A 26201-nucleotide genomic window follows, 5' to 3' on the forward strand; every position below is an offset into this window, starting at 1 on the left:
GGGCCTTATAGCGTGAAGCGCGTGTCGCTTTCCAGCAGTGCCGTGACGGCCTCGGGCAACAGCGGCTCGCTAAAGTAATAGCCCTGCAGCACGTCGCATTGGTGCGACGTCAGGAAGGCCGACTGCGCGGCATCTTCCACGCCTTCTGCGCACACCTTCACGCCCAGGTTGTGGGCGAGCACCACGACGGTCGTGCAGATGGCTGCATCGTTGGAATCGCGGTCGATGTCCTTGACGAACGCGCGATCGATCTTGATGAGATCGATTGGCAAGCGCTTCAGATAGGCCAGGCTCGAATAGCCCGTGCCGAAGTCGTCGATGGCAATGCGCACGCCAAGCTGCCGAATGGCAGTGAGGTCTTCGATGGTGCGCTCGGTGCCCTCCATCAGCATCGACTCGGTCACTTCCAGCTCAAGGAAGCCGGAGCCCAGGCCGTACTGACGCTGGAGCTTGAGCAACGTCGGCAGCACGGTGCCGCGCTTGAACTGCAACGGCGACACGTTCACCGCCAGCGTCAGGCCATCGGCCAGCCCGCGTTTGTGCCACTCGGCGTGCTGCTGCGCGGCCTCGGTCAAGACCCAATTGCCGATCTCGACAATCAGTCCGCTCTCTTCGGCCACCGGAATGAAAGCGGCCGGCGGCAACAACCCGCGCGTCGGATGAACCCAGCGGATCAACGCTTCCAGCCCGCACATGCGGCCCGTCTTGGTGTCGATCTGGGGCTGATACAGCAAGCGGAACTGGCCCTGCTCCAGCGCTGCCCGAATCTGGTGTTCCAGATTCAGCCGGTACGACACGCCGACGTCCATCTCGGGCGCGAAGAATTCCAGGCGATTGCGGCCGTTCTGCTTTGCGTAGTACATCGCCATTTCGGCATGGCGGATAAGGCTATCGGCGTCTGCACCGTGCGCCGGGTATTCGGCCACGCCAATGCTCGCGGTCACAAACACCTCGTGCCCTTCCACGCGCACCGGCTCGGCAAGCAGGTCGAAGCCGAAATCGACACCGCGCGAACCTGCGTGCGAGATCACCAGCGCAAACACATCGCCGCCAAAACGCGCCACGGTGTCCACCGTATCGGCCGCATCGCGCAGGCGCTCGGCCACACGGCGCAGCACCTCGTCGCCCAATAGGTGGCCAAGGCTGTCGTTGACGACCTTGAAGCGGTCAATGTTGACGAGCGCCACATAGAAGCGGCTGCGCTGGCGCGCGGCCATTTCCACTGCCTGCTGCACACGATCGGCCAGCAGCGTGCGGTTGGGCAGGCCCGTGAGCGGATCGATCGTGGCGTGCTGCGCCAGGCGCGTGCGCGTCATCTCTTGCTCGGTCACGTCGTCCTGAATGCCGACGTAATGGGTGACCGCGCCTTTGGCATCGCGCACCGGCGAGAGCAGGAAGTTGTTCAGGAACGCGTGGCCGTCCTTGCGGAAGTTGCGCAGCAGCACGCGGATCTCGCTTTCGTCGCGCAGGGCTGCACGCACTTCGTTGAGCGCAGGCTGCCCCGGCTCAGACGAGTGCAGGAAGCGTGCATTGCGGCCCAGCACTTCTTCTGCGCGATAGCCCGTCATGCGCTCGAAGCCGGGGTTCACATACACGATCGGAAGGTCCGGCTGCTGCGCGTCGGCCACGGTAATGCCGGACGGCACTGACTCGACCACGCGGCGCAGCAGCCGCAGTTGCTCGTCGGATTCGCGACGCTCGGTGATGTCCTGCATGGTGCCGAACAGGGCGACAACCTCATCGCGGTCATTACGCTCGATATTGCCGCGCGAAAGCACCCAGCGGTGTTCGCCGTCGCGGCGGATCATCTCCAGGTCCAGCGCGTACGGTTCACCTTCCGTCACGGCGCGGCTGGCGGCCTCACGCAGGCGGTTATAGCTGTCGGCGGTAAAGAACTGCGCCTGCTGCGCAAAGGCCGGGGGCGCGCCCAGCGGCATGCCCGTCAACACATACATGCCTGACGACCACGTGGTCGAGTCGCGCAGCACGTCCCAACGCCAACTACCCAGGAGCGCAATCTGTTCGGCCACCCGCAGGTTCGCTTCGCTGCTGCGCAGCTCTTGTTCAATCGCCGAGCGCTGCGAAATGTCGGTCACCCCACCGACCACGCGCACAGCGCGGCCGTTCTGATCTCGATACAGGCTCGCGCGAATTTCCACCGTGCGCGTGGCGCGGTTGGCATCGATCACGCGGCAGACGTGCTGCCAGCTGTCGCGGTCCGAATTCAGTACGGTGCGCAGCTCCTTGGCGAAGGCATCGACGTCGTCTGGGTGTACGAATTGGTAGAAGGTGAGCGTGCGCGAGGTGCCCCCGCCTGCGCCGTCGTCGTCGCCAGGGCTCAGCAGCGCATCGCTGCCTAGCAGCCGATGCAGGCTGGCGTTGGCCCAGGACTCGCCGGTGGCGATATCCCAGTCGAAGATCCAGTCGTTGGTGGCACGCGCCACGCGCTGAAAGCGCTCGGTCAGGCGGTGGACGGTGGCGTCGTGGCGCTGGATCGCGGCACGCATTTCGTTGAAGGTGCGCTCCAGCAGCGAGAGCTCATCGCGTGAGGTACCGTGCTCGGGCACGCGGGCAGAAAAATCACCCGTTGCGTAGCGGCGCGCCGCATCCACGAGCGCATCGATGCGCGGCATCACCATCCGCCGCAGCGCCATCTGGATCAGCGCCAGCAGCATCACGACCATCAGCATGATGGCGCCGCCGCCGGCCAGCGTCACGTTGCGCTGCTGGCGAACGATATCGGTGGCATCCACACCGCGCACGATGCGCAAATGCCCGCCGGCCGCATGCGGCACCACCATGGCGGCGTAGGCGCGGCGCACGCCGTCGGAATCGTCCACCAGCAGGGGGTCGCCCGGCTGCTGCCCCGCCGCTGCCAGCAGCGGCCCGCGCACGATGGCCGGCACTTGCTCGGCGGTCAAAGTGCCGTGGGTCGACAACACATTGCCCGCCTGGTCCACAAGATAGACCGGTGCTTCCGACACGCCCTCCATGGCTGCCGCAATCAACGCACTCTGCCGCACAGAGGCATAGGCGACGCCGCGAATGGCACCGTCGACACCGACCATGGGCCGCCCGGAAATGAGAACGGGCTCACGAGAGACCCGGCCCGTCGAGAACGACGACAGCACGGGCTTGCCGCTCTTCAACACTTCACGAACGTACGGCCGATCCGACACCGTGACGCCAAGTCGTGCCATATCGGGCGCGCATACCACCTTGCTATGCGCATCGATAAGGCCCAGCCCAGCCAGGTCGTTCTGGTTGTGCGCGACGCGGCTGACGAAGCGGCTGCATTCCTGTTCGTCCATCCGCAGGGCCGAATCATCGGCAAGCAGGACGGAAAGCAGCGCGTTGGCGTTGGAAAGCACCATGCCGACACGTGCAGCGGCGGCCTCGGTTTCGTGGGTCAGGTGCTGAGCAAGGTGATCGTTGAGCCGGTCACGGTAAAGCGCCACACCGGCAATCGCCACGAAGATGGCCGGCAAGGCGGCCACCGCAGCCAGGGCAAGCAAGCGGCCGCGCAGCGTGGTGGGAAAGAAAGCGTGCTTCGGCACTTGAATGACCGGTAGAGCCTATATGGAGAGCGAATGCACTCTGCGGTTGCACGATGCGCGGCTCAAGGACCATCCCCTCGGCGCACGATGCAGTTGCGGCATCGTGCCGGTGGACGGCTGACGCAGTGCGCAAGCATTTTGCTTGCAATTCCTATCGCACGCAACTTGTGGATAGCCTGTGCGTGACCGTGCCGCAAATCGGCATGGCAGGCAGCGTGAGAGGTGGTAGCGGTGTTGGCAAAGCGGTGTCCCAACCACCGTTGCCGCCATGCTGCTCAACAGCAAGGCGAGCTCGGGGTCACGGTGCCGGCAGCGTCTGGCGCGGGACGTCGGTGCGCGGCAAGCGCCCATAGAAAAAGCCACCGGATAGCGGTATCCGGTGGCTTCAAGAATACGCTTTGAACGGGGAAGTTCAGCGCAGTTGAAGGATAGGCAATGCTCCCCGTTCAGGCCAATACCCAGGATAGGGTAATTTGGGAAAAACCCTGCATGGGCAGCGGGTTTGGCCACCCTGCGCCTTTCGCGTGTGCCTTCTGCACAACGCCTGACTCCGTAACAACCCGTCCTCCGAAATATCCATCCCAGCGACCCGGTGCCGCAGCCCGTCACACGGGATGTTGCGTTATAATGAAAACGATTCGCATTTAGCCTCCTTGCTTGTACCACGCTACATTAACAATCACGCACGATGCGGCTTTCCGAGCTTTCCCGCCGGGCGACGGCGGTGGTGGATCACGTTGAAGACCGTGAACCCGCCGATCCCATCAGCCAACGCCTGCGCGAACTCGGGTTCGTGACGGGCGAAGAGGTGCGCGTGGTGGCCGTCGGCCCGTTCGGCGGCGATCCGCTGGTCGTGCAGGTGGGCTTCACCCGCTTTGCACTGCGTCGCCAGGAGGCTGCCCGCGTGCGCGTGCGCGCCCAATCGGCAACGCAACCCACCGCTGTCATCGCCGCTCCCGAGACGGCCCCGCCCGCCAAGGTGCGCGAGGCGGCATAGCCAGCCTCCCATTGCCGCCGCCTTCCGGCTCCGCTTATCCGGCTTCATGCAGATGCACGCTTCCTCCTCCTCCGCTTCCACACCCGCATTGCGCGTTGCCCTGGTCGGCAATCCCAACTGCGGCAAGACCGCGCTGTTCAACCTGCTGACGGGCAGCCGCCAGAAGGTCGCCAACTATGCGGGCGTGACGGTCGAGCGCAAGGAAGGCCGCTTTACCTCGCCGTCGGGCCGGCATGTGCAGATTCTGGATCTGCCGGGCGCCTACAGCCTGATCGCCACCAGCCCCGACGAAGCCATTACGCGCGATATCTGCCTTGGCACGTTCCGCGGTGAGTCACGCCCCGATTTGCTGATCTGCGTGGTCGACGCCACAAACCTGCGGCTGCACCTGCGCTTCGTGCTGGAGCTGCAACGCCTGGGCTTGCCGATGGTGCTGGCGCTGAACATGGTGGATGCGGCCGAGCGGCGCGGCATCCGCATCGACCGTGCCAAGCTGGAAACCGCCCTGGGCGTGCCGGTGGTGCAAACCGTGGCCATCAAGCGCAACGGCGCAGCCGAGCTCGTGGCGCATATCGATCACGAACAACTCCCGGCTGTGCCGGTTGGGCTGCCGGCCGACGCCGATCCGCACGTCGAGGTGAAGCGCCTGCTCGATTCCGCCGTGACCATGCCGCGCAGCACGGCCGAGCTGGACGACCGGCTAGACCGCATCGTGCTGCACCCGGTACTGGGCCTGATGCTGCTGGCCGTGCTGATGTTCCTCATGTTCCAGGCAGTGTTCTCGTGGGCGCAGCCGCTCATGGACGGCATCCAGGCCGCTGTGGAGGCCGTGGGCGTGTGGGTCGGCAATGTCATGCCTGACGGCATGCTCAAAAGCCTGTTGGTGAACGGCATCATTGCCGGCACGGGCAGCGTGCTGGTGTTCCTGCCCCAGATCCTGATCCTGTTCCTCTTCATCCTCTCGCTGGAAGAGTCAGGCTATCTGCCACGCGCAGCCTTCCTGCTCGACCGGTTGATGGCGGGCGCCGGGCTCTCCGGACGCTCCTTCATTCCGCTGCTGTCGAGCTTTGCGTGCGCAATCCCCGGCGTGATGGCCACGCGCACCATTCAGGACCCGCGCGACCGGCTCGTGACGATTCTTGTCGCACCGCTGATGACGTGCTCGGCACGGCTGCCGGTGTATGCGCTGCTGATCGGCGCATTCATCCCGGTACGGCAGGTGTGGGGCCTGTTCAATCTGCAGGGACTGGTGCTGTTCGGGCTGTACATGGCGGGCATCGTGTCGGCGCTGGTCGTGGCGTACGTGCTCAAGTATCTGAAGCGCGATCGCAATGAGCACCCGCTCATTCTCGAACTGCCGTCGTATCGCCTGCCCAGCGCGCGCAACCTGATCGTCGGCCTGATCGAACGTGCACGCATTTTCTTGCGCCGCATCGGCACGGTCATCCTGAAGATGATGGTGGTGCTGTGGTTCCTCTCGACGTTCCCCTCGCCGCCGGCCAACGCCACGCTGCCGGCCATCGATTACAGCTTTGCGGGGATGATCGGCCGCGCGCTCGAAGTCGTGTTCGCGCCGATCGGCTTCACGTGGCAGATGTGTATTGCGCTGATTCCCGGCATGGCTGCACGTGAAGTGGCCGTGGGCGCGTTGGCGACGGTGTACTCGCTGTCGGCCACGCATGAAGACGCGGCTGCGCAGCTGGCGCCGATCATCTCCCAGCAATGGTCGCTGGCCACGGCGCTGGCCTTCCTTGCGTGGTACGTCTACGCGCCCCAGTGCATCTCGACGCTGGCCACCATCCGCCGCGAGACCAACTCGTGGAAGGTCATGGCAGGCACCGCCGGTTACCTCTTCGCGCTGGCCTACTTGGCCGCGTTCGCCACCTACCAGATCGCACGGGTGCTGACATGAGCGTGTACCACGTTGTCGAAACCGGCGTTGTCGCCACAGTCGTGGCGCTGAGCGCCTTGTCGCTGACCGGCCGCTATGCGCCGGCAATGCGTGCCCGCACGGCCGCACGCGTGGCGGGCTGGTGTGATCGACCGTCGCGGCCGGGCTGGATGCGCGCCTTCGGGCAGCGGTTGCTCACGCCGGGTGAGTCGCCTTCGTGCCACTCCAATCCGCTTTCGGGCAGCGCATGCGGCAGCGGTTGCAGCGGTTGCGCATCGGGCGAATCGTCATCATCCGCGGCGGTTGAACAGCCGATCCACTTCGTGCGGCGCAAATAACGGCCGACGCAACGTCACAACACCGACGGGCTCGCATGACGCGGGCCCGTTTTGTTTTTGTCCAGCGCAGGCGTAGACTGGTCCAAACCTGAACGGGGGACGCGTCATGACCGAAGAATTGCTGGTCCAGTTGATTGCGGAAGTCGAGAAGGAAGACCCGGTGGATTTCGCCAACCTGCCCTTTGACGAGCAGATGTTGCGCGACCTGGTCTGCAAGCTGGTGTCGCGCCAGCTGACGCAAATGGAAAATGCCCATTTCAGCCAGGATGAGGTGATCGTGTCGCTCACGGCGAGCATCGCCAAGCTGGTCCTCGAAAACCTCGTGCTGAATGCGCGCCTGCTGGCACAACAGGGGCACGGTGAAAGCGCACGCGCGCTGCTGGAACGGATCTCTCGCCAGGCGAAGGGATAAGCGGCGCAGGTTACTGGGCCAGCACCACGTTGTACTGCGTGCGAGCGCGCGTCAGTAGGCGCTTGGCGACGGACAGACCGCGAATGGCAGCGGCATCGTCTTCGACCGGAAAATCAAACTCGGCGCTCCAATTGCAGCCGGTGTGATCTGGGCGGTGAATGCACATTGCCCGTAGTTGGCACTGCGCGCATTCCGGATGTTGCTGGACGCAGCGGGCCAGCAAGGTCTTGAGTTCATGTTCGGACTTCAGACGGCGTTGCATCGGCATCTCCTGAATAACAGGGAGTTGGAACACCGAGCGCGCAGTGAGTTTCGCCATGATTCCGCCGATACTGTTTCAGCAAGTTACCGGATCACATCACGCGTTCAACCCAATCGCGCCGGACACCCCCGCACCAGCCTGACACGCGGGGCATACGCCGTAGAGCGCCAGCGCGTGATCGCGCAGCACAAAGCCGCGCTCGTTGGCCACACGCTCCTGCCGCGACTCGATGGCGTCATCGTGAAACTCCTCCACGCGGCCGCACGACAAGCAGATCAGGTGATCGTGGTGTGCGCCCTCGTCTAGCTCATACACCGCATGGCCGGCCTCGAACGTATGGCGCAACAGCACGCCGGCATCGACCAACTGGTTGAGCACGCGGTAGACCGTTGAGATGCCGATGTCGAGTTCCGACGTGAGCAACTGGCGGTACACATCTTCTGCGCTCAGGTGGCGGCCGTGTTCCGTACCGGCGGTGAGGATTTCCAGGATCTTGACGCGCGGCGACGTGGCTTTGAGCCCCGCCCGGTGCAGGTCGGTCGAGTTTGGCATGGCGTTCGTTGGGCGAGATTTGGGTACGGCAGGCGGGGTATTGCAGCGGGAGAGAACCGGAAACGACAAGGCCGCAAGCATGCAGGCCGGGTCGACAAGTCCTAAAAAAAACGGCATGGCTGGCAGCCCGGAAAAGTCGCAGTCGGGAAAGCGGGGTCTGAGTGCTTTCCCGACTGTCGGGCGGCTTGCTACTGCCAAACGCTCTGTGTATCAGAGCGGTCCCCACAAAAGATCGAGTGCCGGGCGCTGCCCATGGAATAGCGAGCGCACGCAGCGAAATTCGGTTCGATGCGCCGCTCTGAGGGGTATGCCCTAAGGGGCGGATCCATCGGCTGCAGCGCCGTCGATGGACACACTATAAATGCGAATGATTCGCATTACAAGCATTTTCTTTGCGAACTGTTGAAGACCCTGATCTGAGCGCGGCTTTCTCGACGCCGCAGGCGGCATCACACCGGCCCGATTGCGCGGGCGTAACCGTCTACCCCCTCAATGCTGACGGTCTGATGACGCATCAAGCGTCCGCTACGGTCTTTTCACTGCCGGCGTACGCATCGATCTGGCTACGAGTTAGCAGATTGGCTTGCTGCTGATCATATTGGTTGCACACAAAGGGGCCTGCGTGGACGTCGTCGGCGTGTGCTTCGGACTGCTGATGGCTACGTATGGGGCGACCAGGCAGCCAATTGACTAAGCGCCCGGTTGAACGCGCCCGGGTTGGCGATGTTCATGCCATGCGAGGCGCCGGCGATGGTTTGACGTTCAGCCTGCGGAATCCACGCATGGAGTTTGTCGACGGTGTTCCGGAACATGCGCGGGCTCTTTTGCCCGTCGATCAGCAACGTACGGCACTGGATTTCGCTGGCCGCCTCAGGCGTATAGGCGGGTAGTGGATCACGCAGCTGCTTGGGCAGCGTAAGCGCGTTGTCCAGCGCCATCCTGCGAAAGCTCTGCGTGCTCATGCTCCAGAAGCCGGGCATGGTGACCGAGTCCACAAACAGGTTCAGGCCGGCGTCAAATTCACCCTGTTCGATCAGGTCGGCAGCTTGCGCTCTCAATGCCTGGACCGCGGGCGGCAAGGCGCCGGTCGCTGCTTGCGGCGTTGCCTGCAACGGCCCGCCCGGATCCGCCAGCGTGAGCGTCTTTACCAGGTGCGGGTACTGCCGCGCCAGATGGAACGCAACGCAACCGCCGCGCGAATGGCCAACCAGGTGCACCGGGCCCAGCCCGAGCGCCTCGATGAACTCTGCCATCTCAACGACGTGCGCTTCCCAGCTGAAATCGCCGTGCCCGAATGCGTGGGTTTCCGGCCAATAGTGGCCCAGGCTGGGCGCAAAGCAGCGGAACTGCTTCGACAGCGCGGCAAGCTGCGGATCCCAATAGCGGTAATCGCACAACGACCCGTGGACAAAGACCATCGGCTCGCCGCTTCCCGCTTCTACGTAGGGCACCGAGGTGCCCGAGGCGGTGGCAGCAAAAGCGGGTTGTGGCCATATACCGGCAAGAGCCAGCGTCGTCAGGGGCGTTCGCGCATTCATTGTTGAAACTCCGTTTTCCCGAGACTTTGCTGCACTGCGATTGAAAAGAAAATCGCATAATATTGATGGAATTTTTCAGTTTTTCTGATACATCTACGCAAGCGAGCGCGCATGAGCACCGAGATGAAAGCCCTGGACGTCGACGTTCTCACCATGATCGTCGCCGTTGCCGACACAGGCACGATCAGCCGGGCGGCAGATCTCGTGCACCGCTCGCAATCGGCCGTGAGCATGCAGATCAAGACGCTGGAATCGGCGCTCGGAAAGGCGCTGTTCGTGCGCAAGCCGCGTAGCGTGATACCAACACAAGACGGCGAGGTGCTGCTGGCGTATGCGCGCCGGATCATTGCGCTGCGTGATGAAGCCTGGGCAGCGGTCGTGCGGCCAGACGTGACGGGCCGCGTGGTGATCGGTGTGCCGGACGACTACGCGTCGTCGCTGTTCCCACCGATTCTCAAGAAATTCTCGGCCAGCTATCCGAAGGTCGAGATCCAGGTGATCGGCTTGCCCAGCGTGGCGTTGGCGCCAATGTTGCGTGATGGCACGGTGGACCTCGTCTGCGCCACGCGCGTCAAAGGACTGACCGGCGAATTTTTGCGGCACGAACCAATGGTGTGGGCAGCAGGCCCGGGGGCCACGGAAATCTGGCGTGAGCGCCCATTGCCCATTGCGGTGTTTCTGCCGGGCAGCGTCGCGCGGGAAAAAGCGATCCGCAGTCTCGAGCGCGCAAAGATCGCCTACCGGACATCGTATGAAAGCCCGAGCCTGCTGGGCTTGCTGACGATGGCCCGCGCGGGCCTCGCCATCACCCCATTGGCGCGATGTGCCGTGCCCTCCGACTTTACGTTGCTCGGAGCCACGCACGGCCTGCCGGAGATTGGTATGTTGGAGATTGTCTTGGCGCGTAGCGTCACATCCAACCGACAACCCTGCGATTTCCTCGCCGAGCGAATTGTCGCCGAGCTAAATGCGTGAGCCCGCTTCGTCCATCTTCCCCTGACCGATCGGGGAATCGCTCGCTTCTGAAACAACCGCGGCTAGTTCGTTGAATCTCAGGGCGCAGGTTCAGCCCGAGCGCGACGGGCCTGCCAAGCTTCGTAAAGGCCCTGCTCGCCCGTCGGCCTGGACGGATGCAGTTGCAGCTCACCGTCCGCCGGTGCGCGACGCATTTCGGCATACAGGGCGGCGGTCGACATACCGAAAGGCTCGCCATCTTCGTTCGAATACGCGAAGTACACCGCGCGAATACCGCAGCGGTGCATCGCCGCAAAACACATCGGGCACGGATGGCCGCTGGCGTACATCACCGCACCGCGCAAGTCGGGCGTGGCCAGCGTGTGGCTTGCCTGGCGGATGGCCTGCATTTCGGCATGCGCGGTGGGGTCGTTGGTGGTGTGCACCTCGTTGACGGCACGCGCGACGATCTTGCCGTCGCGCACCAGCACCGCTCCAAACGGCAGGCCACCGGCGTTGACGTTACCGCGCGCAAGCTCCACCGCCTCACGCATGAACTGCTCATCGGACATCGGGTTCTCCGCATACGAAATTGCGGGTCGATTATGGTTGTGCCCCTAAACATGTTCAAATTAAATAGCGGAATGATGTTCAGTGGGTTTTCAAATGATTGATCTTGTCTTGCTGCGCAGCTTTGTCACGGTGGTCGATACGGGCAACTTCACCCGCGCGGCCGAGCATCTGCACCTGACGCAATCGACCGTCAGCCAGCAGATCCTCCGGCTCGAGCAGCAGTTGGACTGCCGCCTGCTCGACCGCAGCCAGCGCCAGGTGCTACCGACGGAAGAAGGCGATCGCCTGCTTGGCTACGCCCGCCGTTTGCTACGCCTGGCCAACGAAGCCAGCGAGGCGCTCAGCCCTGAACACACCGGCGGCGTACTGCGCCTGGGCGTGCCGGAAGACCTTGGCAGCGGCGCGCTGATGCCGCTCATCGCCAGCTTCGCGCGCGAGCGCCCGCGGCTACGTCTGGAGGTGGAAAGCGGCCTCTCCCACCACCTGCTGCGCCTTTACCGCAACGGCGATCTCGACATGCTGCTCGTCAAGCAATGGGGCACCGACAGCGATTGCCATGCGCGCTGGGCTGAGCCGGTTTGCTGGATCGACAGCGCCGAGCGGCCGCACACGCTGCCGCTCGGGCCATCGCAACCTGCGGTGCCGCTGGTGGTGTTTCCGGTGGGCGCGCTGTATCGGCAGGAGATGCTGCACGCGCTGGAATCGATCGGCCAACCGTGGCGTATCACGTATTCAAGCCCGAGCCTGGCGAGCCTGTGCGCGGCTGTCAGCGCGGGGTTGGGCGTGAGCCTGCTGCCGGCCAGCACCGTGCAGGCCGGACATCGCGTGCTCGGCGCTGCCGATGGGTTTCCGGAGATCGGCGGACTGGAGCTGGCGCTTTTTGCGCGCCCCGACCTCGACAGCGCGGGGCGCGCGTTGCGCGATCGCCTTGTCGACATGTGCTCCGCGCGCGCGCAGGTGCTGCAGTCCACCGCCGGCTGAGCACCAAAGCGCCAAAGAAAAAAGCCGGACCCGCTGATCGCGAAGTCCGGCTTTGTACGGCTGGGTTCAGCCTGTTTCAGCTTCAGGCAGCTTCGGCCAGCGGCACGCGGATCAGATGATCGAACGCCGACAGCGCGGCCTTCGCGCCATCGCCGGTGGCGATGATGATCTGCTTGTACGGCGTCGTGGTCGCATCGCCTGCCGCAAACACACCTTCCGCACTGGTCTGGCCACGCGCATCGACGACGATCTCGCCAAAGCGGTTGCGCTCAAGCGCGCCATCCAGCCATTCGGTGTTGGGCACCAGACCGATCTGCACGAACACGCCTTCGAGCGCGACAGTGTGCTCGACGCCATCCACGCGGCTCTTGTAGCGCAGGCCGTTGACCTTCTGGCCGTCGCCGGTGATCTCGGTGGTCTGCGCATTGGTCACGATGGTCGCATTCGGCAGGCTTTGCAGCTTGCGCACCAGCACGGCATCGGCCTTCAGCTCGCTAGCGAACTCCAGCAGCGTGACGTGGCTCACGAGGCCGGCCAGGTCGATGGCCGCTTCCACGCCCGAGTTGCCGCCGCCGATCACGGCCACGCGCTTGCCCTTGAACAGCGGGCCATCGCAGTGCGGGCAATACGCCACGCCCTTGTTCTTGTACTCCTGCTCGCCCGGCACGTTCACGTTGCGCCAGCGCGCGCCGGTCGACAGGATGACCGAGCGACCCTTGAGCACTGCGCCGTTGGCCAGCGTTACCTCGGCAAAGCCACCCGGCTTGTCTGCCGGCGTGAGCTTGACCGCGCGCTGCGTGTTCATGATGTCGACGTCGTATTGGCGCACGTGCTGCTCCAGCGCGGCGGCAAACTTCGGCCCTTCGGTCTCCTGCACGGAGATGAAGTTTTCAATGCCCAGCGTGTCGAGCACCTGGCCGCCAAAACGCTCGGCCACCACGCCCGTGCGCACGCCCTTGCGCGCCGCGTACACCGCAGCCGCCGCACCCGCCGGGCCACCGCCAACGATCAACACGTCAAACGCTTCCTTGGCGGCAAGCTTTTCAGCATCACGCGCAGCAGCGCCGGTGTCGATCTTGGCGAGAATTTCTTCCACGCCCACGCGGCCCGTGCCGAAGGTCTCACCGTTCAGGAACACGGTCGGCACGGCCATGATCTGGCGCGCTTCGATTTCGCCCTGATACAGCGCGCCGTCAATGGCGACGTGCTGGATGCGCGGGTTGATCACGGACATCACGTTCAGCGCCTGGACCACGTCCGGGCAGTTCTGGCACGTGAGCGACATGTAGGTCTCGAAGCGGAAATCCCCTTCGATATTGCGAATCTGTTCGATGACGTCAGCTTCGAGCTTGGGCGCATAGCCGCCCACTTGCAGCAGCGCCAGCACGAGAGAGGTGAACTCGTGACCGGTCGGGATGGCGGCAAAACGCACGCTCACATCGGCGCCGGTGCGGCGGATCAGGAACGACGGCGCGCGCTCGGCGGCGTCGCGTTGTTCGGTCAGCACGATCATGCTGGACTGCTCGGCCACGTCGCGCAGCAGGTCCATCATGTCGCGGGAGCCCTCGCTGTCATCGACGTTGGCGACCAGCTCAATGGGCTGCACGAGGCGTTCGAGGTAGGCCTTCAGTTGGGCCTTGACATCAGCATCCAGCATGACGACTTCCTTTGTATTCGTTGAATCCGAGTCCGGACAAATCAGGGGGCGCGGCACATGCCTGCGCCCTTAAGCAAACGGCCGGCAGAGCCGGCCGTTTTTTCCGCTGCATTTCTGCAGCAACAGCCTTTACAACTTAGATCTTGCCGACCAGGTCGAGCGACGGCTTGATCGTCTTGGCGCCTTCGTTCCACTTGGCCGGGCACACGTTGCCCGGGTTGTTGGCGACGAACTGGGCTGCCTTGAGCTTGCGCAGGGTTTCCTTCACGTCACGGGCGATGGCGTTGTCGTGCACTTCCATCGTCTTGATCACGCCTTGCGGGTCGATCACGAACGTGCCGCGCAGTGCCAGGCCTTCTTCCGGAATGTGCACGCCGAATGCGTTGGTCAGTTGGTGCGTCGGGTCACCCACCAGCGGGAACTGGGCCTTGCCCACGGCCGGCGACGTTTCGTGCCACACCTTGTGCGAGAAGTGCGTGTCGGTCGTGACGATGTAGACCTCGGCGCCAGCCTTCTGGAATTCTGCGTAGTTGTCCGCTGCGTCTTCCACTTCGGTCGGGCAGTTGAAGGTGAATGCGGCCGGCATGAAGATCAGCACGGACCACTTGCCCTTGAGCGACTCATCCGTGACTTCGATGAACTTGCCGTTGTGGAACGCTTGGGCCTTGAACGGTTGGACTTGAGTATTGATCAGCGACATAGTGGTTTTCGGTTGGGTTGCTTGGTTGACAACGGAATGGATCGTATCGTCGATCGATGCATTGCACAAGTTGATTGATATGATTTTACCGATTGTTTTTTTCTATTGCCTGGGCAATCGAGCACCTACCGACTGAAGCGCCACATATCCAAAAGGTGCGTCTGCGTGCATAGACGAAATTACATGGCGCACCCGCAGGTTGCACACCCCGCACGTGCTCTCGCAGCGCGCACATGACGTACAGCCCAGGCGGCGCGGGCCAAGACTACAGCCTTGTCAGCGTCTGTCTGACTGGCATAGGTCTTGCGCGAAGAGGTCGATCGAAAACCTCCGCCGCGCATCGGCGCCGTCCACTGCTCATGCAGTTGGCTGACGGCCCGGCAGGCAAATTCCTCCGGGAGCATGACCTTGTCGCTGAACGTTCTCTTTGTCGCTTCTGAAGCTGTGCCGCTGGCCAAGACCGGCGGGCTTGGAGATATGGTCGGGGCCTGCGCAAACGCCCTGCGGCGCGCCGGCATGAAAGTGACGGTGATGCTGCCGGGCTATCCCGACGCCATCACGCAGTCGCAGCACACGCGCACCGTGTGCGAATGGACCGACCTGCCCGGCGGCCGCGCCCGCCTGCTGAGTGGCCGCATGGGCGCACAGGGCATCCCGGTGCTGCTGTTCGACGCGCCAGCGCTGTTCGCGCGGCCGGGCAACCCTTACCTCGACGGCCACGGCCAGCCATATGACGACAACGCGCTGCGCTTTGCGGCATTCAGCCAGGCCGCTGCGCGCGTTGCCGGCGGTGTGCCGGGCGTGCATCGTTTTGACATCGTGCAGGCGCATGACTGGCATGCGGGGCTGGTGCCGCTGTTCGTCAAGCGTGCGCAGGTGCCGGCAAAGACCGTCTTCACGATCCATAACCTCGCGTTCCAGGGCAATTTCCCGATGCACGTGGTACCGGACATTGGCGTGCCGCCCGATGCGGCGCACGAAGCCGAGTTCTGGGGTCAGTTCAGCTTCCTGAAGGCCGGCCTGCTGTGGGCCGACCGCATCACCACCGTGAGCCACGCGTATGCGCGCGAAATCCTGACCGAGACAGCAGGTTGCGGCATGCAGGATCTGCTGCGCGCACGCCAGCAAGACCTCGTCGCCATCCTCAACGGCATCGACAACGACGTGTGGAACCCGTCGAAAGACCCACTGCTGCCGCAGCCGTTTGTTGCCGCCAACCTGAGCGGCAAGCACACCGCCAAACGTGCATTGCAACAGCGCTTCGGCCTGCCGGAAGACGCCAAAGCGCCGCTGCTGGCCGTGGGCAGCCGCCTGACGCATCAGAAGATGGCCGACGTGACGTTGCAGGCGCTGCCCCAGCTGCTGGAATCCAACCCGCAATTGCAGGTCGCCGTGCTCGGCTGCGGTGAACACGCCTACGAGACCGGCATGGCTGAGCTGGCGGCGCGCTATCCGCGCCAGGTGGCCGCGAAGATCGGCTACACCGAGGCCTATGCCCATCTGCTGCACGCCGGCGCCGACATCCTGCTGCATGGCAGCCGCTTCGAGCCGTGCGGCCTGACGCCGCTCTATTCGATGCGCTACGGCACGGTGCCGATCGCGTCGCGCGTCGGGGGGCTGATGGACACCATCACCGATCGCGGCTCGCCCGAAGCGGCGTTGCACGGCGCCACAGGCTTCCTGTTCGACGGCGACACCGCCGATGCCATGGTGGCCGCCGTGGAGCGCGCCCTGCGCGTCTTCGCCCAGCCGCAGGCGTGGCGCATCCTGCAATACAACGGCATGACGACCGACTTCGGCTGGTCGCAGCCCGCACGCGAATACATCGCGCTGTACCGCAACCTCGTACCAGCCGCTACGCCCATGCCTGCCGTGGCGCTTGCGCAGACGCCCCTCGCACCCGACGCGCTGCACACGCCCCGACCCGACCAACCTGTGCGTACGCCGGCGCGGCGACGCTCGACGGCACTGTCCGACGAGATCCGAGCGCACGCGGTGGCGCGCGCCGCCAGTGCCGAGAAGATCCGTGCCTGACCGCGCCTGACGCCCTGCCCCGCTTTCACGCATGCCCGAGACCAAGTCGCCCAAGCCCGCCACTCCACGTAAAACCACGGCCGCACTCAACGCGGCCAAGCCACCCGGCAGCAAAGCCAAATCGGTGACCAGGCCGGCAGCGATGCCGAGCACCGCCCCGCCCACCGCGGCGGAGCCCCCATACGCCCCAGCCATCTGCTACGTGCATCCGCTGCAACTGGGCAGGCTCGACCGCTGGGACGGCGTGCTCGATCGCATCGCCTCGTTGGGTTTCGATCATGTGTTGATGGCGCCGCCATTTGCGGTGGGTGCGGCCGGCAACGTCTTCGTCACCCGCGACCATGCGCAACTGCATGCGGCGCTGGGCGGCGGGCCGGCCGACGCCGCGCTCACCAAGCTCGCCGAAGGCTGCCGCTCACGCGGGCTGACGTTGCTGCTCGATCTGGTGATCGACCGCGTGGCCGTTGATGCGCCCTTGCGTGCCGACCATCCCGACTGGTTCGCCAGCCATGCCGAAGACGGCAACGCGCTGGACCCACGCCTGCCGCCTTCGCACCTTGAGGTGGCGTCCTTCCGCCACGACGACCCGCGCTGCGCAAATGCCATCCTCACGTGGTGGACGCAGCAACTGCGCGCCTGGGCCGCATTGGGCATCGGCGGGTTCCGCTGTGAAGCGCCCGCCCGCCTGCCTGCAGACCGCTGGCGTACGTTGATTGCCGACGTGCGCAAAGACGCCGGCGCCGTACGCTTCCTGGCGTGGACGCCCGGCATGGACGGCGCGGCGGTCGATGCGCTGGCAGGTGCCGGCTTTGACGCGACATTTTCGTCACTGCGCTGGTGGGATTTCCGCGCCGGCTGGATGGTGGAAGAGCACGCACGCCTGGCCGCCGTGGCCCCGCCTATCGCCACCGTGGAAGCACCGTTCGGCACGCGCTACGGCCAGGCGTTTGGCGACGCGATGGTCCGTGAGCGTGCCTATCGCCGCCTCCTGCACGTGGCCGACACGCTCGATGCCGGCTGGCTGATGCCGCTGGGCTTCGAACGCGGCGCCCTGCTGCCGATGCTGGCCGAACGCGGTGACCCATCCGACCAGCAATGGATCGACGCCCATGCCGCATTCGACCTGAGCGATGCCGTGCGCGATGTGAACGCCACCATCCTCGCCGCGCGCGAGACGAACACCGTGGCGCCGCACGCTGAACTGCGCATGCTGACCGGCCCCGACGCGCCCGCCACCGCCCTCTTGCGCGCCGATGGCCCCGACCTGCGTGCAGGCGATGCCGCCACGCTGACCGTCATCAACCCTGATCTGCACATGGGCGTGTCGGTGCATGCCGACCACTTTCTGCCCGGCGTGGCTGGCGGCTTTACGCGCGGCGTAGCGCTCGACCTGCTGACCGAACCGGTGGGCAGTTGCGACGACACGCTGCGTGCCAATGCACGGCCCTTGGCCGAGATCGATCTGCTGCCCGGCGACGTGCAGGTCTGGCGCGTGTTCCGCAATGCTCCGGTGCGCTATCCCGCGACAGCCAAAGCCGCCAAGAGCCCGCGCACCAAGGCCGGCGAAGCGAAAGACCCTGTCAACGCGGCCATCGCGTCGCCGCGCATCGGCATCGAACAGGTGCAGCCCTCCGTTGAAGACGGCCGCTTTGCCGTGAAGCGCCTGGTGGGCGATGACATCGTCGTCGAGGCCGATGTGCTGATGGACGGGCACGACAAGTTGGCCGTGCACCTGCTGTGGCGCGCGCAAGATGAAGACACGTGGCAGCACGTACCGATGATGCCGCTGGGCAACGACCGCTGGCGTGGCGCGTTCCGGCCCGAACGGCTGGGGCGGCACGCCTATGCCGTGGCCGCGTGGCGCGATGCGTTCGGCACCTACCGGTCTGAACTGGAGAAGAAGCACACCGCCGGCGTGGACGTAACGCTGGAGTTGGAAGAAGGCGCGCGGCTCGTCGCACAGGCTGCAGAACATGCGCCGAAGGACGCACCGGTCGACGCCTTGCACAAGCTGGCCCATCTGTTGGCCGAGGCGGACCACGCGCACCGTCTCAAGCTGCTGCAGGACCCCGTGACCGCCCATGTGATGGCGCAGGCTTCGCACTACCGGCCGTTCTATGTGGAAAGCGCGGCGTATCCACTGGACGTGGAACGCGGTGGCGCGGCGTTCGCGAGCTGGTACGAGCTGTTCCCCCGCTCGGCATCGGATGACGAACAGCGGCACGGCACGTTTGATGACGTGATCCGCCGGCTGGGCGCCATTCGCGGCATGGGCTTCGACGTGCTGTACTTCCCGCCCATCCACCCGATCGGCCGCACCAACCGCAAGGGTCGCAACAACAGCCTGCGCGCCAAGGCCGACGACCCCGGCAGCCCATACGCCATTGGCGCTGCCGAAGGCGGGCACGACGCCATCCACCCGCAGCTCGGCACGCTGGAAGATTTCCGCCGCCTGGTGCGCGCCGCGCGTGAGAAAGGCCTGGAGTTGGCGCTGGACTTTGCCATTCAATGCTCGCCCGACCACCCCTGGCTGCGCGAGCATCCCGGCTGGTTTGCATGGCGGCCCGACGGCAGCATCAAGTACGCCGAGAACCCGCCCAAGAAGTACGAAGACATCGTCAACGTCGACTTCTATGCCAGCGACGCCAAGCCCGGCCTGTGGACCGCACTGCGCGACGTGGTGATGTTCTGGGCCGACGAGGGCGTGCGCCTGTTCCGCGTCGACAATCCGCACACCAAGCCGCTGCCGTTCTGGGAATGGATGATTAGCGAGGTGCGTGCGCGCTATCCGGATACGGTGTTCCTGTCGGAAGCCTTCACGCGCCCCAAGGTGATGTACCGGCTGGCGAAGGTTGGGTTTTCGCAGTCGTACACGTACTTCACGTGGCGGCATACCAAGCAGGAATTCATCGATTACCTGACCGAGCTGACGCGCACGCCAGTGCGTGAATATTTCCGCCCGCACTTCTTCGTCAACACGCCGGACATCAACCCGGTGTTCCTGCAGTCGTCGGGCCGGCCGGGCTTTTTGATTCGTGCCGCGCTGGCGGCCACGCTGTCTGGCCTGTGGGGCGTCTATAACGGGTTCGAGCTGTGCGAAGGCGCTGCGGTGCCGGGCAAGGAAGAGTACCTCGACTCCGAGAAGTACCAACTGCGCGCGTGGGACCACAACCGCCCCGGCAACATCGTCAAAGAGATTGCGCTGCTCAACCGCATCCGCCGCGCCAATCCGGCGCTGCACTCGCACCTGGGCGTGACGTTCCAGCCGGCCTCGGGCGAGCACATCCTGTTCTTCAGCAAATCGACGCCGCCCGTGCTGCCGGCGCAGTTGGGAGCCTCGCAGGCCGAACTGGCCAACGCCCTGCCGCCAGACCGCTTTGGCGACAACACGGTGTTCGTGGCCATCAACCTCGACCCGCACCACGCGCACGAATCCGATATCGAACTGCCACTGTGGCAATGGGGCCTGCCTGACCACGGCGCACTGATGGCCGAGAACCTGGTCAACGGCCAGCGCACCGTGTGGCGCGGCAAGTGGCAGCACATCCGTCTTGAACCCGAGCAGCCGTTTGCCATCTGGCGCGTGCGCCCGGCCCTGCCTTCGGAGGAACAACCGTCATGACGCGCAATCCGACCGCGCTGCTGGTGGACGACGCGCTCTGGTACAAGGACGCCGTCATCTATCAGCTGCATGTCAAATCGTTCTGCGATTCCGACAACGACGGCGTCGGGGATTTCCCCGGGTTGATCTCCAAGCTCGACTACATCGCCGAGCTTGGGGTGGACGTCATCTGGCTGCTGCCGTTCTATCCGTCGCCACGCCGCGACGACGGCTACGACATCGCCGAATACCGCGGCGTGCACCCCGATTACGGCAGCATGGCCGACGCGCGCCGCTTCATTGCCGAAGCGCATGCGCGGGGCCTGCGCGTGATCACGGAACTCGTCATCAACCACACGTCGGACCAGCACCCGTGGTTTCAGCGTGCGCGGCGCGCCAAGCCGGGTTCTGCGCTGCGCGACTTCTATGTGTGGTCCGACAACGACAAGAAGTACGCGGGCACGCGCATCATCTTCATCGATACCGAGCCTTCCAACTGGACGTGGGACCCGGTGGCCAAGGCGTATTACTGGCACCGTTTCTATTCGCACCAGCCCGATCTCAACTTCGACAACCCGCGCGTGCTCAAGGCCGTGATCGGTGTGATGAAGTTCTGGCTGAACCTGGGCGTGGACGGCCTGCGCCTTGACGCCGTGCCTTACCTCGTCGAGCGCGAAGGCACCTCGAACGAGAACCTGCCCGAGACACACGATGTGCTGCGCAAGATTCGCGCGGCCATGGATGGGGAATTCAAGAACCGCCTGCTGCTGGCAGAAGCCAACCAGTGGCCCGAAGACACGCAGGAATACTTTGGCGCCGGCGACGAATGCCACATGGCATTCCACTTCCCGCTGATGCCACGCATGTACATGGCGATTGCGCGTGAAGACCGCTTCCCGATCACCGACATCATGCGTCAGACGCCGGAGGTGCCCAGCGGCTGCCAATGGGCCATCTTCCTGCGCAACCACGACGAACTGACGCTCGAAATGGTGACCGACGCCGAGCGCGATTACCTCTGGGAGGTCTACGCCAGTGATCGCCGTGCGCGCCTGAACCTCGGCATCCGCCGCCGGCTGGCGCCGCTGCTGGAACGCGACCGCCGCCGCGTCGAGTTGATGAACAGCCTGCTGTTTTCGATGCCCGGCACGCCCGTGATGTATTACGGCGACGAAATCGGCATGGGCGACAACATCCACCTGGGCGACCGCGATGGCGTGCGCACGCCGATGCAGTGGTCCCCCGACCGCAACGGCGGCTTCTCGCGCGCCGACCCCGAACAGCTCGTGCTGCCGGCCATCATGGGCTCGCTGTACGGCTATGAATCGGTGAACGTCGAAGCGCAAAGCCGCGACGCGCACTCGCTGCTGAACTGGACGCGCCGGCTGCTTGCCACACGCAAGCGCCATCGCGTGTTCGGGCGTGGTTCCATCCAGTTTCTGCAGCCGTCCAACCGCAAGGTGCTGGCGTATATCCGCGCGCTGGAAGGCGAGGCGCCCATCCTGTGCGTGGCCAATCTCTCTCGCGCCTCACAGGCCGTGGAGCTGGATCTGTCCGCCTTTGCACAGCGCGTGCCAGTAGAGCTGATTGGCGGGACGGCGTTTCCGCCGATCGGCCAGTTGTCGTATCTGCTCACGCTGCCGCCGTACGCCTTCTATTGGCTGGAGCTGCGCGAGAACGAGCCCGGCCCGAGCTGGTCGCAACCGGCCGCCGAGCAATTGCCGGAGTTCACGACGCTGGTGCTGCGCGCGGGGCTGGATGCCCTGGCCGACACGCGCCAGCGCGAGGCGCATCGCCAGTTGATCGAACGCGAAATCCTGCCGACCTATCTGCCCAAGCGCCGCTGGTTTGCCGCCAAGGACAGCGTGCTGCGCAGCGCGAAGTTTGCCTGGGGCGCGACCGTGCCCGTGGATGCCGCATCCACCAACCGCCCGCTGGCCGGGGCAACGCGGCCCGAGGTGTTCTTGAACGAAGTGGCCGTCACCCTGGGCAGCCCCGACGGCAGCGAGCGCGTCGAGCGTTACCTGCTGCCGCTTTCCATCGCATGGGAATCGGCCACACTGCCGGCACTGCCGATTCAGCTCGCCCTGGCGCGCGTGCGGCGCGGCCGCCATGTCGGCTACCTGACCGACGCCTTCACCACCGAAACGTTCGCCCGCGCGCTGCTCACCAACCTCGTGCGCGGCACCACGCTGGAAGCCAATGACGGCACCGTGCGGTTCGAGCCCGAGCCCAACATCGCAGAGCTGGCAGAACCTGCCGTGTCGCCTGAAGCGGGCAGCACACGGCCCGCACCGCTACCGCTGGCGCCCGACACGCCCATCCAATGGCTGGCCGCCGAGCAGTCGAACAGTTCGCTGGTGATTGGCGAGTCCGTCATCGTCAAGCTCATTCGCCGTATCGCCGCGGGCATCCACCCCGAGGTTGAGATGACGCGCCACCTCACGCGCGTGGGCTATGCCAACACGGCGGCGCTGATTGGCGAGGTCTCTCATCACGCTGCCGATGGCGAACGCTCGACGCTGGCCGTCATGCAGAGCTTTGTTCCCAACCAGGGCGATGCCTGGACCTGGGCGCTGGACTACCTGCGACGCACCATCGACGAACTGGCCGTGCAGATGGAAGGCGTGACTTCCGGCGACGGTGAATCGTCCCCTGTGGCCGTCTCGGAAGCGCGCGTGGATACCGACGAAGCATTGGCGGGCTACGTCAACTTCATCGGCGTGATTGGCACACGGCTGGGCGAACTGCATGCGGCGCTGGCCGCGCCCACCGAAGACGCAAACTTCGGCGCGCGCATTGCCGATGCCGACGATGCCACCTACTGGATCACCCGCGTGAGCGAACAGCTCACCCGCGCGCACGACAACCTGACGACATGGCAACAGCAAAACCCCGACAGCCCGCGGCAACCCGACGTGCAATGGCTGCTGTCGCAACACCAGGCGCTGCTCGACGCTGCGCGCACGCATGCCCAAGACGGGCTGGGCGCCACGCTTTCGCGCATCCATGGCGATTTCCACCTCGGCCAGGTGCTGGTGGCGCAGGGTGATGCCTACTTGATCGATTTTGAAGGCGAGCCGTCCCGCCCCGTGGAAGAGCGCCGGCGCAAGACAAGCCCGTTGCGCGACGTGGCAGGGCTGATGCGCTCGCTCGACTACGTGGTGGGCGCCATGCGCCAAGGCCCCGAACACGTGGCCGGCCCAGCGCAGGAGCGCCGCAACGTCCTGCTGGAGAGGTTCCGCGCTGCGTCCACCGAACGCTTCCTGGAGGCGTATGCCGCTGCCATTCGGGGGCCCGATCTGAACGCGCTGGATCAGCCCGTGGTCGACTTTCACCTGCTGGATCTTTTCCTGCTGGAAAAGGCCGCATACGAAGTCAACTACGAAGCGTCCAACCGCCCGACCTGGCTGCCGATTCCGCTGGAAGGCTTCACGCGCGTGGCACGCCGCCTGCTGCATGCAGAGCCACCCTCACCTGCTGCAGAAGACTCGACGGGAGGCCCACCGTGACCGCACTCGACTTTGCCTCTCCAACCAAAACCGCCGCCGCCCCCGAGGCGCCGATCGTGCTACCGCCCGGTGTCGACCAGATGCGCGTCGACGCGCTCACGCATGGCCGCCTGGGCGACCCGTTTGCCGTGCTCGGGCCGCATCGCGTGGACACCGACGACGGCACGCGCTGGGTGGTGCGTGCCTTCTATCCCGGTGCGCGCCGTGTGCAGGCCATCGACGCCCGCGGCCAGATCATCACGGAGATGACGCCGGTGGGCCGCACGGGACTGTTCCATGGCCCCCTGCGCGCCGATGCGCAAGACGTGTACGGCCACCCTGACCTTTATCGCCTGCGCATCATCTGGCCTGCAGGCACCGGCCATGAAGCCGTGCAGGAAACCGAAGACCCATACGCCTTCGGCCTGCTGCTGGGCGACCTCGACCTGCACCTGCTCAACGAAGGCACGCATTGGGCGCTGGCGAGCTGTCTGGGCGCGCAGGCCATCCGCATCGACGGCATCAGCGGCGTGCGCTTTGCGGTGTGGGCTCCGAATGCGCAGCGCGTGTCTGTGGTGGGCGATTTCAACCAATGGGACGGCCGCCGGCACCCCATGCGCCTGCGCCATCAGGCTGGCGTGTGGGAACTGTTCCTGCCCAGCGGCTTGGGCGTCGGCCCCGGCGCGCGCTACAAGTTCGAGCTGATTGGCGCCGACGGCCATCTGATGGTCAAGGCCGACCCCGCTGCCCGCCAGACCGAACCGCCGCCTGCCACCGCATCGGTGGTGGCCGACCCGGCCCCGCTGCGCTGGAGCGATGACGACTGGATGCAAACGCGCGCTGAACGCCACAAACCTGACGCGCCCATCAGCATCTATGAGGTGCATGCCGGCTCGTGGCTGCGCGATCTGGAAGACGGCGGCCGCAACCTGCATTGGGATGAGCTGGCCGACCGTCTGATCCCCTACGTGACGGCGCTCGGCTTCACGCACATTGAACTGCTGCCGGTGGCGGAACATCCGTTCGGCGGCAGTTGGGGGTATCAACCACTCGGGCTGTTCGCGCCGTCCGCGCGCTTTGGCTCGCCCGAGGCGTTTGCACGCTTTGTTGATCGCTGTCATCAGGCAGGCCTGGGCGTCATCGTCGACTGGGTGCCCGCGCACTTCCCGACCGACGCGCACGGGCTGGCGCAGTTTGACGGCACCGCGCTGTACGAACACCAAGACCCGCGCGAAGGTTTCCATCAGGACTGGAACACGCTCATCTACAACTTCGGCCGCAATGAAGTGCGCGGCTTCCTGATCGCCAGCGCGCTGGAATGGCTGGAGCGTTTCCATATCGATGGCCTGCGTGTGGATGCCGTGGCCTCGATGCTCTATCGCGACTACTCGCGCCGCGCCGGCGAATGGGTGCCCAACCGCTACGGCGGCCGCGAAAACCTTGAGGCCGTGGCGTTCCTCCAGCAGATGAACACGGTCGTGCACGAACGCTGCCCCGGCGCCATCACCATCGCAGAAGAGTCAACCGCGTGGCCCGGCGTGACCGCGCCCGTCGAGTTCAACGGCCTGGGCTTCGACTACAAGTGGAACATGGGCTGGATGCACGACACGCTGCACTACATGCAGCGCGACCCGGTGTACCGCCAGCACCATCACGACGGTATGACGTTCGGGCTGGTGTACGCATTCTCCGAGCACTTCATCCTGCCGATCTCGCACGACGAGGTCGTACACGGCAAGGGCTCGCTGCTGGGCAAGATGCCCGGCGATGAGTGGCAGCGGCTGGCGAACCTGCGCGCCTACCTGGCGTTCATGTGGACGCATCCGGGCAAGAAACTGCTGTTCATGGGCTGCGAGTTTGGGCAAGTGGGCGAATGGAACCACGACGCATCGCCCGAATGGCACCTGCTGGATGACCCGCGGCACCGTGGCGTGCAGCGGCTGGTGCATGACCTCAACGCGCTATACCGGAATGAACCGTCATTGCATGCGCGAGACACCGCGCCGGAAGGGTTCAACTGGGTGATTGGCGATGACCGCACCAACAGCGTGTTTGCCTTCCTGCGGCTGGATGGCGAGGGGCGGCCGATGCTGGTGGTGGCAAACATGACGCCGGTACCGCGAGAGGGATATCGCATTGGCGTGCCGCCCGCCGATGGGGCCACGCATTGGCAGGAGGTGCTGAACACGGACGCCGCCGTGTATGGCGGCAGCGATCTCGGCAACGGTGGCGCGGTGGATGTGGACCATGTGGCTGCGCATGGGCAGGGGCAGTCGTTGGTGTTGAGGCTGCCGCCGTTGGGGGTTGTGGTTTTGAAGGTTTGAGTTTTTGGTTTTGAGTTTTGGTGTTGGTGGTCTGCCTCCCTTTCGTACCCTGCCGGGCACGACTCACTTTTCTTTGTCTTGCCAAAGAAAAGTAAGCAAAAGAAAGGCGCGCCCGAGATGGCGAAAGACTCCTTGAATTTATGTCGCAGGGAGGGGAAGGGAAAAACTCGCTTCGCTCAGACAGTTTCCCTTCCTTTTTCCTCCCTGCAACAGAAATTCAAGGCGCCATCTAGGGCTGGGAACGGCCAAACCAACGAAGCACTTAGGTACGCGACGAAATCAGAGCGGTACTGGGCGAACTGGCTGGAGAACAACAGGACGTGCAACGTTGGCAATCGA

General features: G+C 64.8%; 17 protein-coding genes. 10 read left to right on the plus strand and 7 right to left on the minus strand.

Annotation, left to right across the window (positions count from 1 at the left end):
* Positions 1-5: 5 nt before the first annotated feature.
* Positions 6-3557, minus strand: coding sequence for a bifunctional diguanylate cyclase/phosphodiesterase (locus NKG59_RS03595; RefSeq protein ID WP_253535323.1), 3552 nt, complete (start codon positions 3555-3557; stop codon positions 6-8).
* Positions 3558-4245: 688 nt separating this feature from the next.
* On the opposite strand from NKG59_RS03595, the gene NKG59_RS03600 reads away from it, so the two are divergent.
* The 4 genes from NKG59_RS03600 (at position 4246) to NKG59_RS03615 (ending at position 7195) form a co-directional block, all read left to right on the plus strand.
* A complete protein-coding gene (locus NKG59_RS03600; protein ID WP_253535325.1) occupies positions 4246-4554 on the plus strand; it encodes a FeoA family protein in 309 nt (102 codons plus the stop codon).
* A gap of 46 nt (positions 4555-4600) precedes the next feature.
* Positions 4601-6466, plus strand: a complete 1866-nt coding sequence (gene feoB, locus NKG59_RS03605; protein ID WP_045205398.1) for a ferrous iron transport protein B — start codon at positions 4601-4603, stop codon at positions 6464-6466.
* The gene (locus tag NKG59_RS03610) at positions 6463-6783 is read left to right on the plus strand and encodes a DUF6587 family protein (RefSeq protein WP_253535327.1); all 321 of its coding nucleotides are present in this window, start codon (positions 6463-6465) and stop codon (positions 6781-6783) included. Before feoB ends, NKG59_RS03610 begins: the two co-directional genes overlap by 4 nt.
* A gap of 106 nt (positions 6784-6889) precedes the next feature.
* Complete coding sequence (locus NKG59_RS03615; RefSeq protein ID WP_004627974.1) at positions 6890-7195, plus strand: hypothetical protein; 306 nt, start codon at positions 6890-6892, stop codon at positions 7193-7195.
* A 10-nt stretch (positions 7196-7205) separates the two neighbouring features.
* On the opposite strand, the gene NKG59_RS03620 is transcribed toward NKG59_RS03615, so the two are convergent.
* From NKG59_RS03620 to NKG59_RS03630, 3 genes are all read right to left on the minus strand, one after another.
* The gene (locus tag NKG59_RS03620; protein ID WP_253535330.1) at positions 7206-7457 is read right to left on the minus strand and encodes a hypothetical protein; all 252 of its coding nucleotides are present in this window, start codon (positions 7455-7457) and stop codon (positions 7206-7208) included.
* A 96-nt stretch (positions 7458-7553) separates the two neighbouring features.
* Positions 7554-8009, minus strand: a complete 456-nt coding sequence (fur, locus tag NKG59_RS03625) for a ferric iron uptake transcriptional regulator (RefSeq protein ID WP_045205401.1) — start codon at positions 8007-8009, stop codon at positions 7554-7556.
* A gap of 659 nt (positions 8010-8668) precedes the next feature.
* Complete coding sequence (locus NKG59_RS03630) at positions 8669-9547, minus strand: alpha/beta fold hydrolase (protein WP_253535332.1); 879 nt, start codon at positions 9545-9547, stop codon at positions 8669-8671.
* A gap of 123 nt (positions 9548-9670) precedes the next feature.
* Between NKG59_RS03630 and NKG59_RS03635 the strand changes: the two genes are divergently transcribed.
* Positions 9671-10522 carry a LysR substrate-binding domain-containing protein gene (locus NKG59_RS03635; protein ID WP_253535334.1) on the plus strand — a complete coding sequence of 284 codons (852 nt, stop codon included), beginning with the start codon at positions 9671-9673 and terminating at the stop codon, positions 10520-10522.
* A 77-nt stretch (positions 10523-10599) separates the two neighbouring features.
* Here NKG59_RS03635 and NKG59_RS03640 read toward each other — a convergent pair whose 3' ends face one another.
* Positions 10600-11073, minus strand: a complete 474-nt coding sequence (locus NKG59_RS03640) for a nucleoside deaminase (RefSeq protein ID WP_253535337.1) — start codon at positions 11071-11073, stop codon at positions 10600-10602.
* A gap of 94 nt (positions 11074-11167) precedes the next feature.
* Between NKG59_RS03640 and NKG59_RS03645 the strand changes: the two genes are divergently transcribed.
* A complete protein-coding gene (locus tag NKG59_RS03645) occupies positions 11168-12055 on the plus strand; it encodes a LysR family transcriptional regulator (RefSeq protein ID WP_253535339.1) in 888 nt (295 codons plus the stop codon).
* Positions 12056-12137: 82 nt separating this feature from the next.
* Here the strand turns inward: NKG59_RS03645 and ahpF are convergent, their stop codons facing one another.
* Both ahpF and ahpC read right to left on the minus strand, forming a co-directional pair.
* On the minus strand, positions 12138-13712 hold the full coding sequence (ahpF, locus tag NKG59_RS03650; protein WP_253535341.1) for an alkyl hydroperoxide reductase subunit F: 1575 nt from the start codon (positions 13710-13712) through the stop codon (positions 12138-12140).
* Between the two features lie 136 nt (positions 13713-13848).
* The gene (gene ahpC / locus NKG59_RS03655) at positions 13849-14412 is read right to left on the minus strand and encodes an alkyl hydroperoxide reductase subunit C (protein ID WP_024978277.1); all 564 of its coding nucleotides are present in this window, start codon (positions 14410-14412) and stop codon (positions 13849-13851) included.
* A 402-nt stretch (positions 14413-14814) separates the two neighbouring features.
* Here ahpC and glgA point away from each other — a divergent pair, with 402 nt between their 5' ends.
* Genes glgA through glgB form a run of 4 tightly spaced genes read left to right on the plus strand, consistent with a single transcriptional unit; the run spans position 14815 to position 25862 of the window.
* Positions 14815-16446 (plus strand): glycogen synthase GlgA, encoded by a 1632-nt coding sequence (glgA, locus tag NKG59_RS03660; RefSeq protein ID WP_253535343.1) that lies wholly within the window; start codon positions 14815-14817, stop codon positions 16444-16446.
* A 31-nt stretch (positions 16447-16477) separates the two neighbouring features.
* Positions 16478-20068 carry a maltotransferase domain-containing protein gene (locus NKG59_RS03665; protein ID WP_253535345.1) on the plus strand — a complete coding sequence of 1197 codons (3591 nt, stop codon included), beginning with the start codon at positions 16478-16480 and terminating at the stop codon, positions 20066-20068.
* Positions 20065-23559, plus strand: a complete 3495-nt coding sequence (gene treS / locus NKG59_RS03670) for a maltose alpha-D-glucosyltransferase (RefSeq protein WP_253535347.1) — start codon at positions 20065-20067, stop codon at positions 23557-23559. The genes NKG59_RS03665 and treS overlap by 4 nt, the downstream gene beginning before the upstream one ends.
* Positions 23556-25862 carry a 1,4-alpha-glucan branching protein GlgB gene (gene glgB, locus NKG59_RS03675; protein ID WP_253535349.1) on the plus strand — a complete coding sequence of 769 codons (2307 nt, stop codon included), beginning with the start codon at positions 23556-23558 and terminating at the stop codon, positions 25860-25862. The genes treS and glgB overlap by 4 nt, the downstream gene beginning before the upstream one ends.
* Positions 25863-26201 lie beyond the last annotated feature (339 nt).

Origin of the sequence: Ralstonia chuxiongensis (assembly GCF_024158925.1) — a bacterium.
In the GTDB taxonomy this organism is placed as follows: domain Bacteria; phylum Pseudomonadota; class Gammaproteobacteria; order Burkholderiales; family Burkholderiaceae; genus Ralstonia; species Ralstonia chuxiongensis.

Bases quoted from the DNA above. Each gene is read 5' to 3' on its own strand.
- NKG59_RS03600 (WP_253535325.1), top strand. From the start codon at position 4,246: ATGCGGCTTTCCGAGCTTTCCCGCCGGGCGACGGCGGTGGTGGATCAC.
- feoB (WP_045205398.1), top strand. From the start codon at position 4,601: ATGCAGATGCACGCTTCCTCCTCCTCCGCTTCCACACCCGCATTGCGC.
- NKG59_RS03610 (WP_253535327.1), top strand. From the start codon at position 6,463: ATGAGCGTGTACCACGTTGTCGAAACCGGCGTTGTCGCCACAGTCGTG.
- NKG59_RS03615 (WP_004627974.1), top strand. From the start codon at position 6,890: ATGACCGAAGAATTGCTGGTCCAGTTGATTGCGGAAGTCGAGAAGGAA.
- NKG59_RS03620 (WP_253535330.1), bottom strand. From the start codon at position 7,457: ATGCAACGCCGTCTGAAGTCCGAACATGAACTCAAGACCTTGCTGGCC.
- fur (WP_045205401.1), bottom strand. From the start codon at position 8,009: ATGCCAAACTCGACCGACCTGCACCGGGCGGGGCTCAAAGCCACGTCG.
- NKG59_RS03630 (WP_253535332.1), bottom strand. From the start codon at position 9,547: ATGAATGCGCGAACGCCCCTGACGACGCTGGCTCTTGCCGGTATATGG.
- NKG59_RS03635 (WP_253535334.1), top strand. From the start codon at position 9,671: ATGAAAGCCCTGGACGTCGACGTTCTCACCATGATCGTCGCCGTTGCC.
- NKG59_RS03640 (WP_253535337.1), bottom strand. From the start codon at position 11,073: ATGTCCGATGAGCAGTTCATGCGTGAGGCGGTGGAGCTTGCGCGCGGT.
- NKG59_RS03645 (WP_253535339.1), top strand. From the start codon at position 11,168: ATGATTGATCTTGTCTTGCTGCGCAGCTTTGTCACGGTGGTCGATACG.
- ahpF (WP_253535341.1), bottom strand. From the start codon at position 13,712: ATGCTGGATGCTGATGTCAAGGCCCAACTGAAGGCCTACCTCGAACGC.
- ahpC (WP_024978277.1), bottom strand. From the start codon at position 14,412: ATGTCGCTGATCAATACTCAAGTCCAACCGTTCAAGGCCCAAGCGTTC.
- glgA (WP_253535343.1), top strand. From the start codon at position 14,815: ATGACCTTGTCGCTGAACGTTCTCTTTGTCGCTTCTGAAGCTGTGCCG.
- NKG59_RS03665 (WP_253535345.1), top strand. From the start codon at position 16,478: ATGCCCGAGACCAAGTCGCCCAAGCCCGCCACTCCACGTAAAACCACG.
- treS (WP_253535347.1), top strand. From the start codon at position 20,065: ATGACGCGCAATCCGACCGCGCTGCTGGTGGACGACGCGCTCTGGTAC.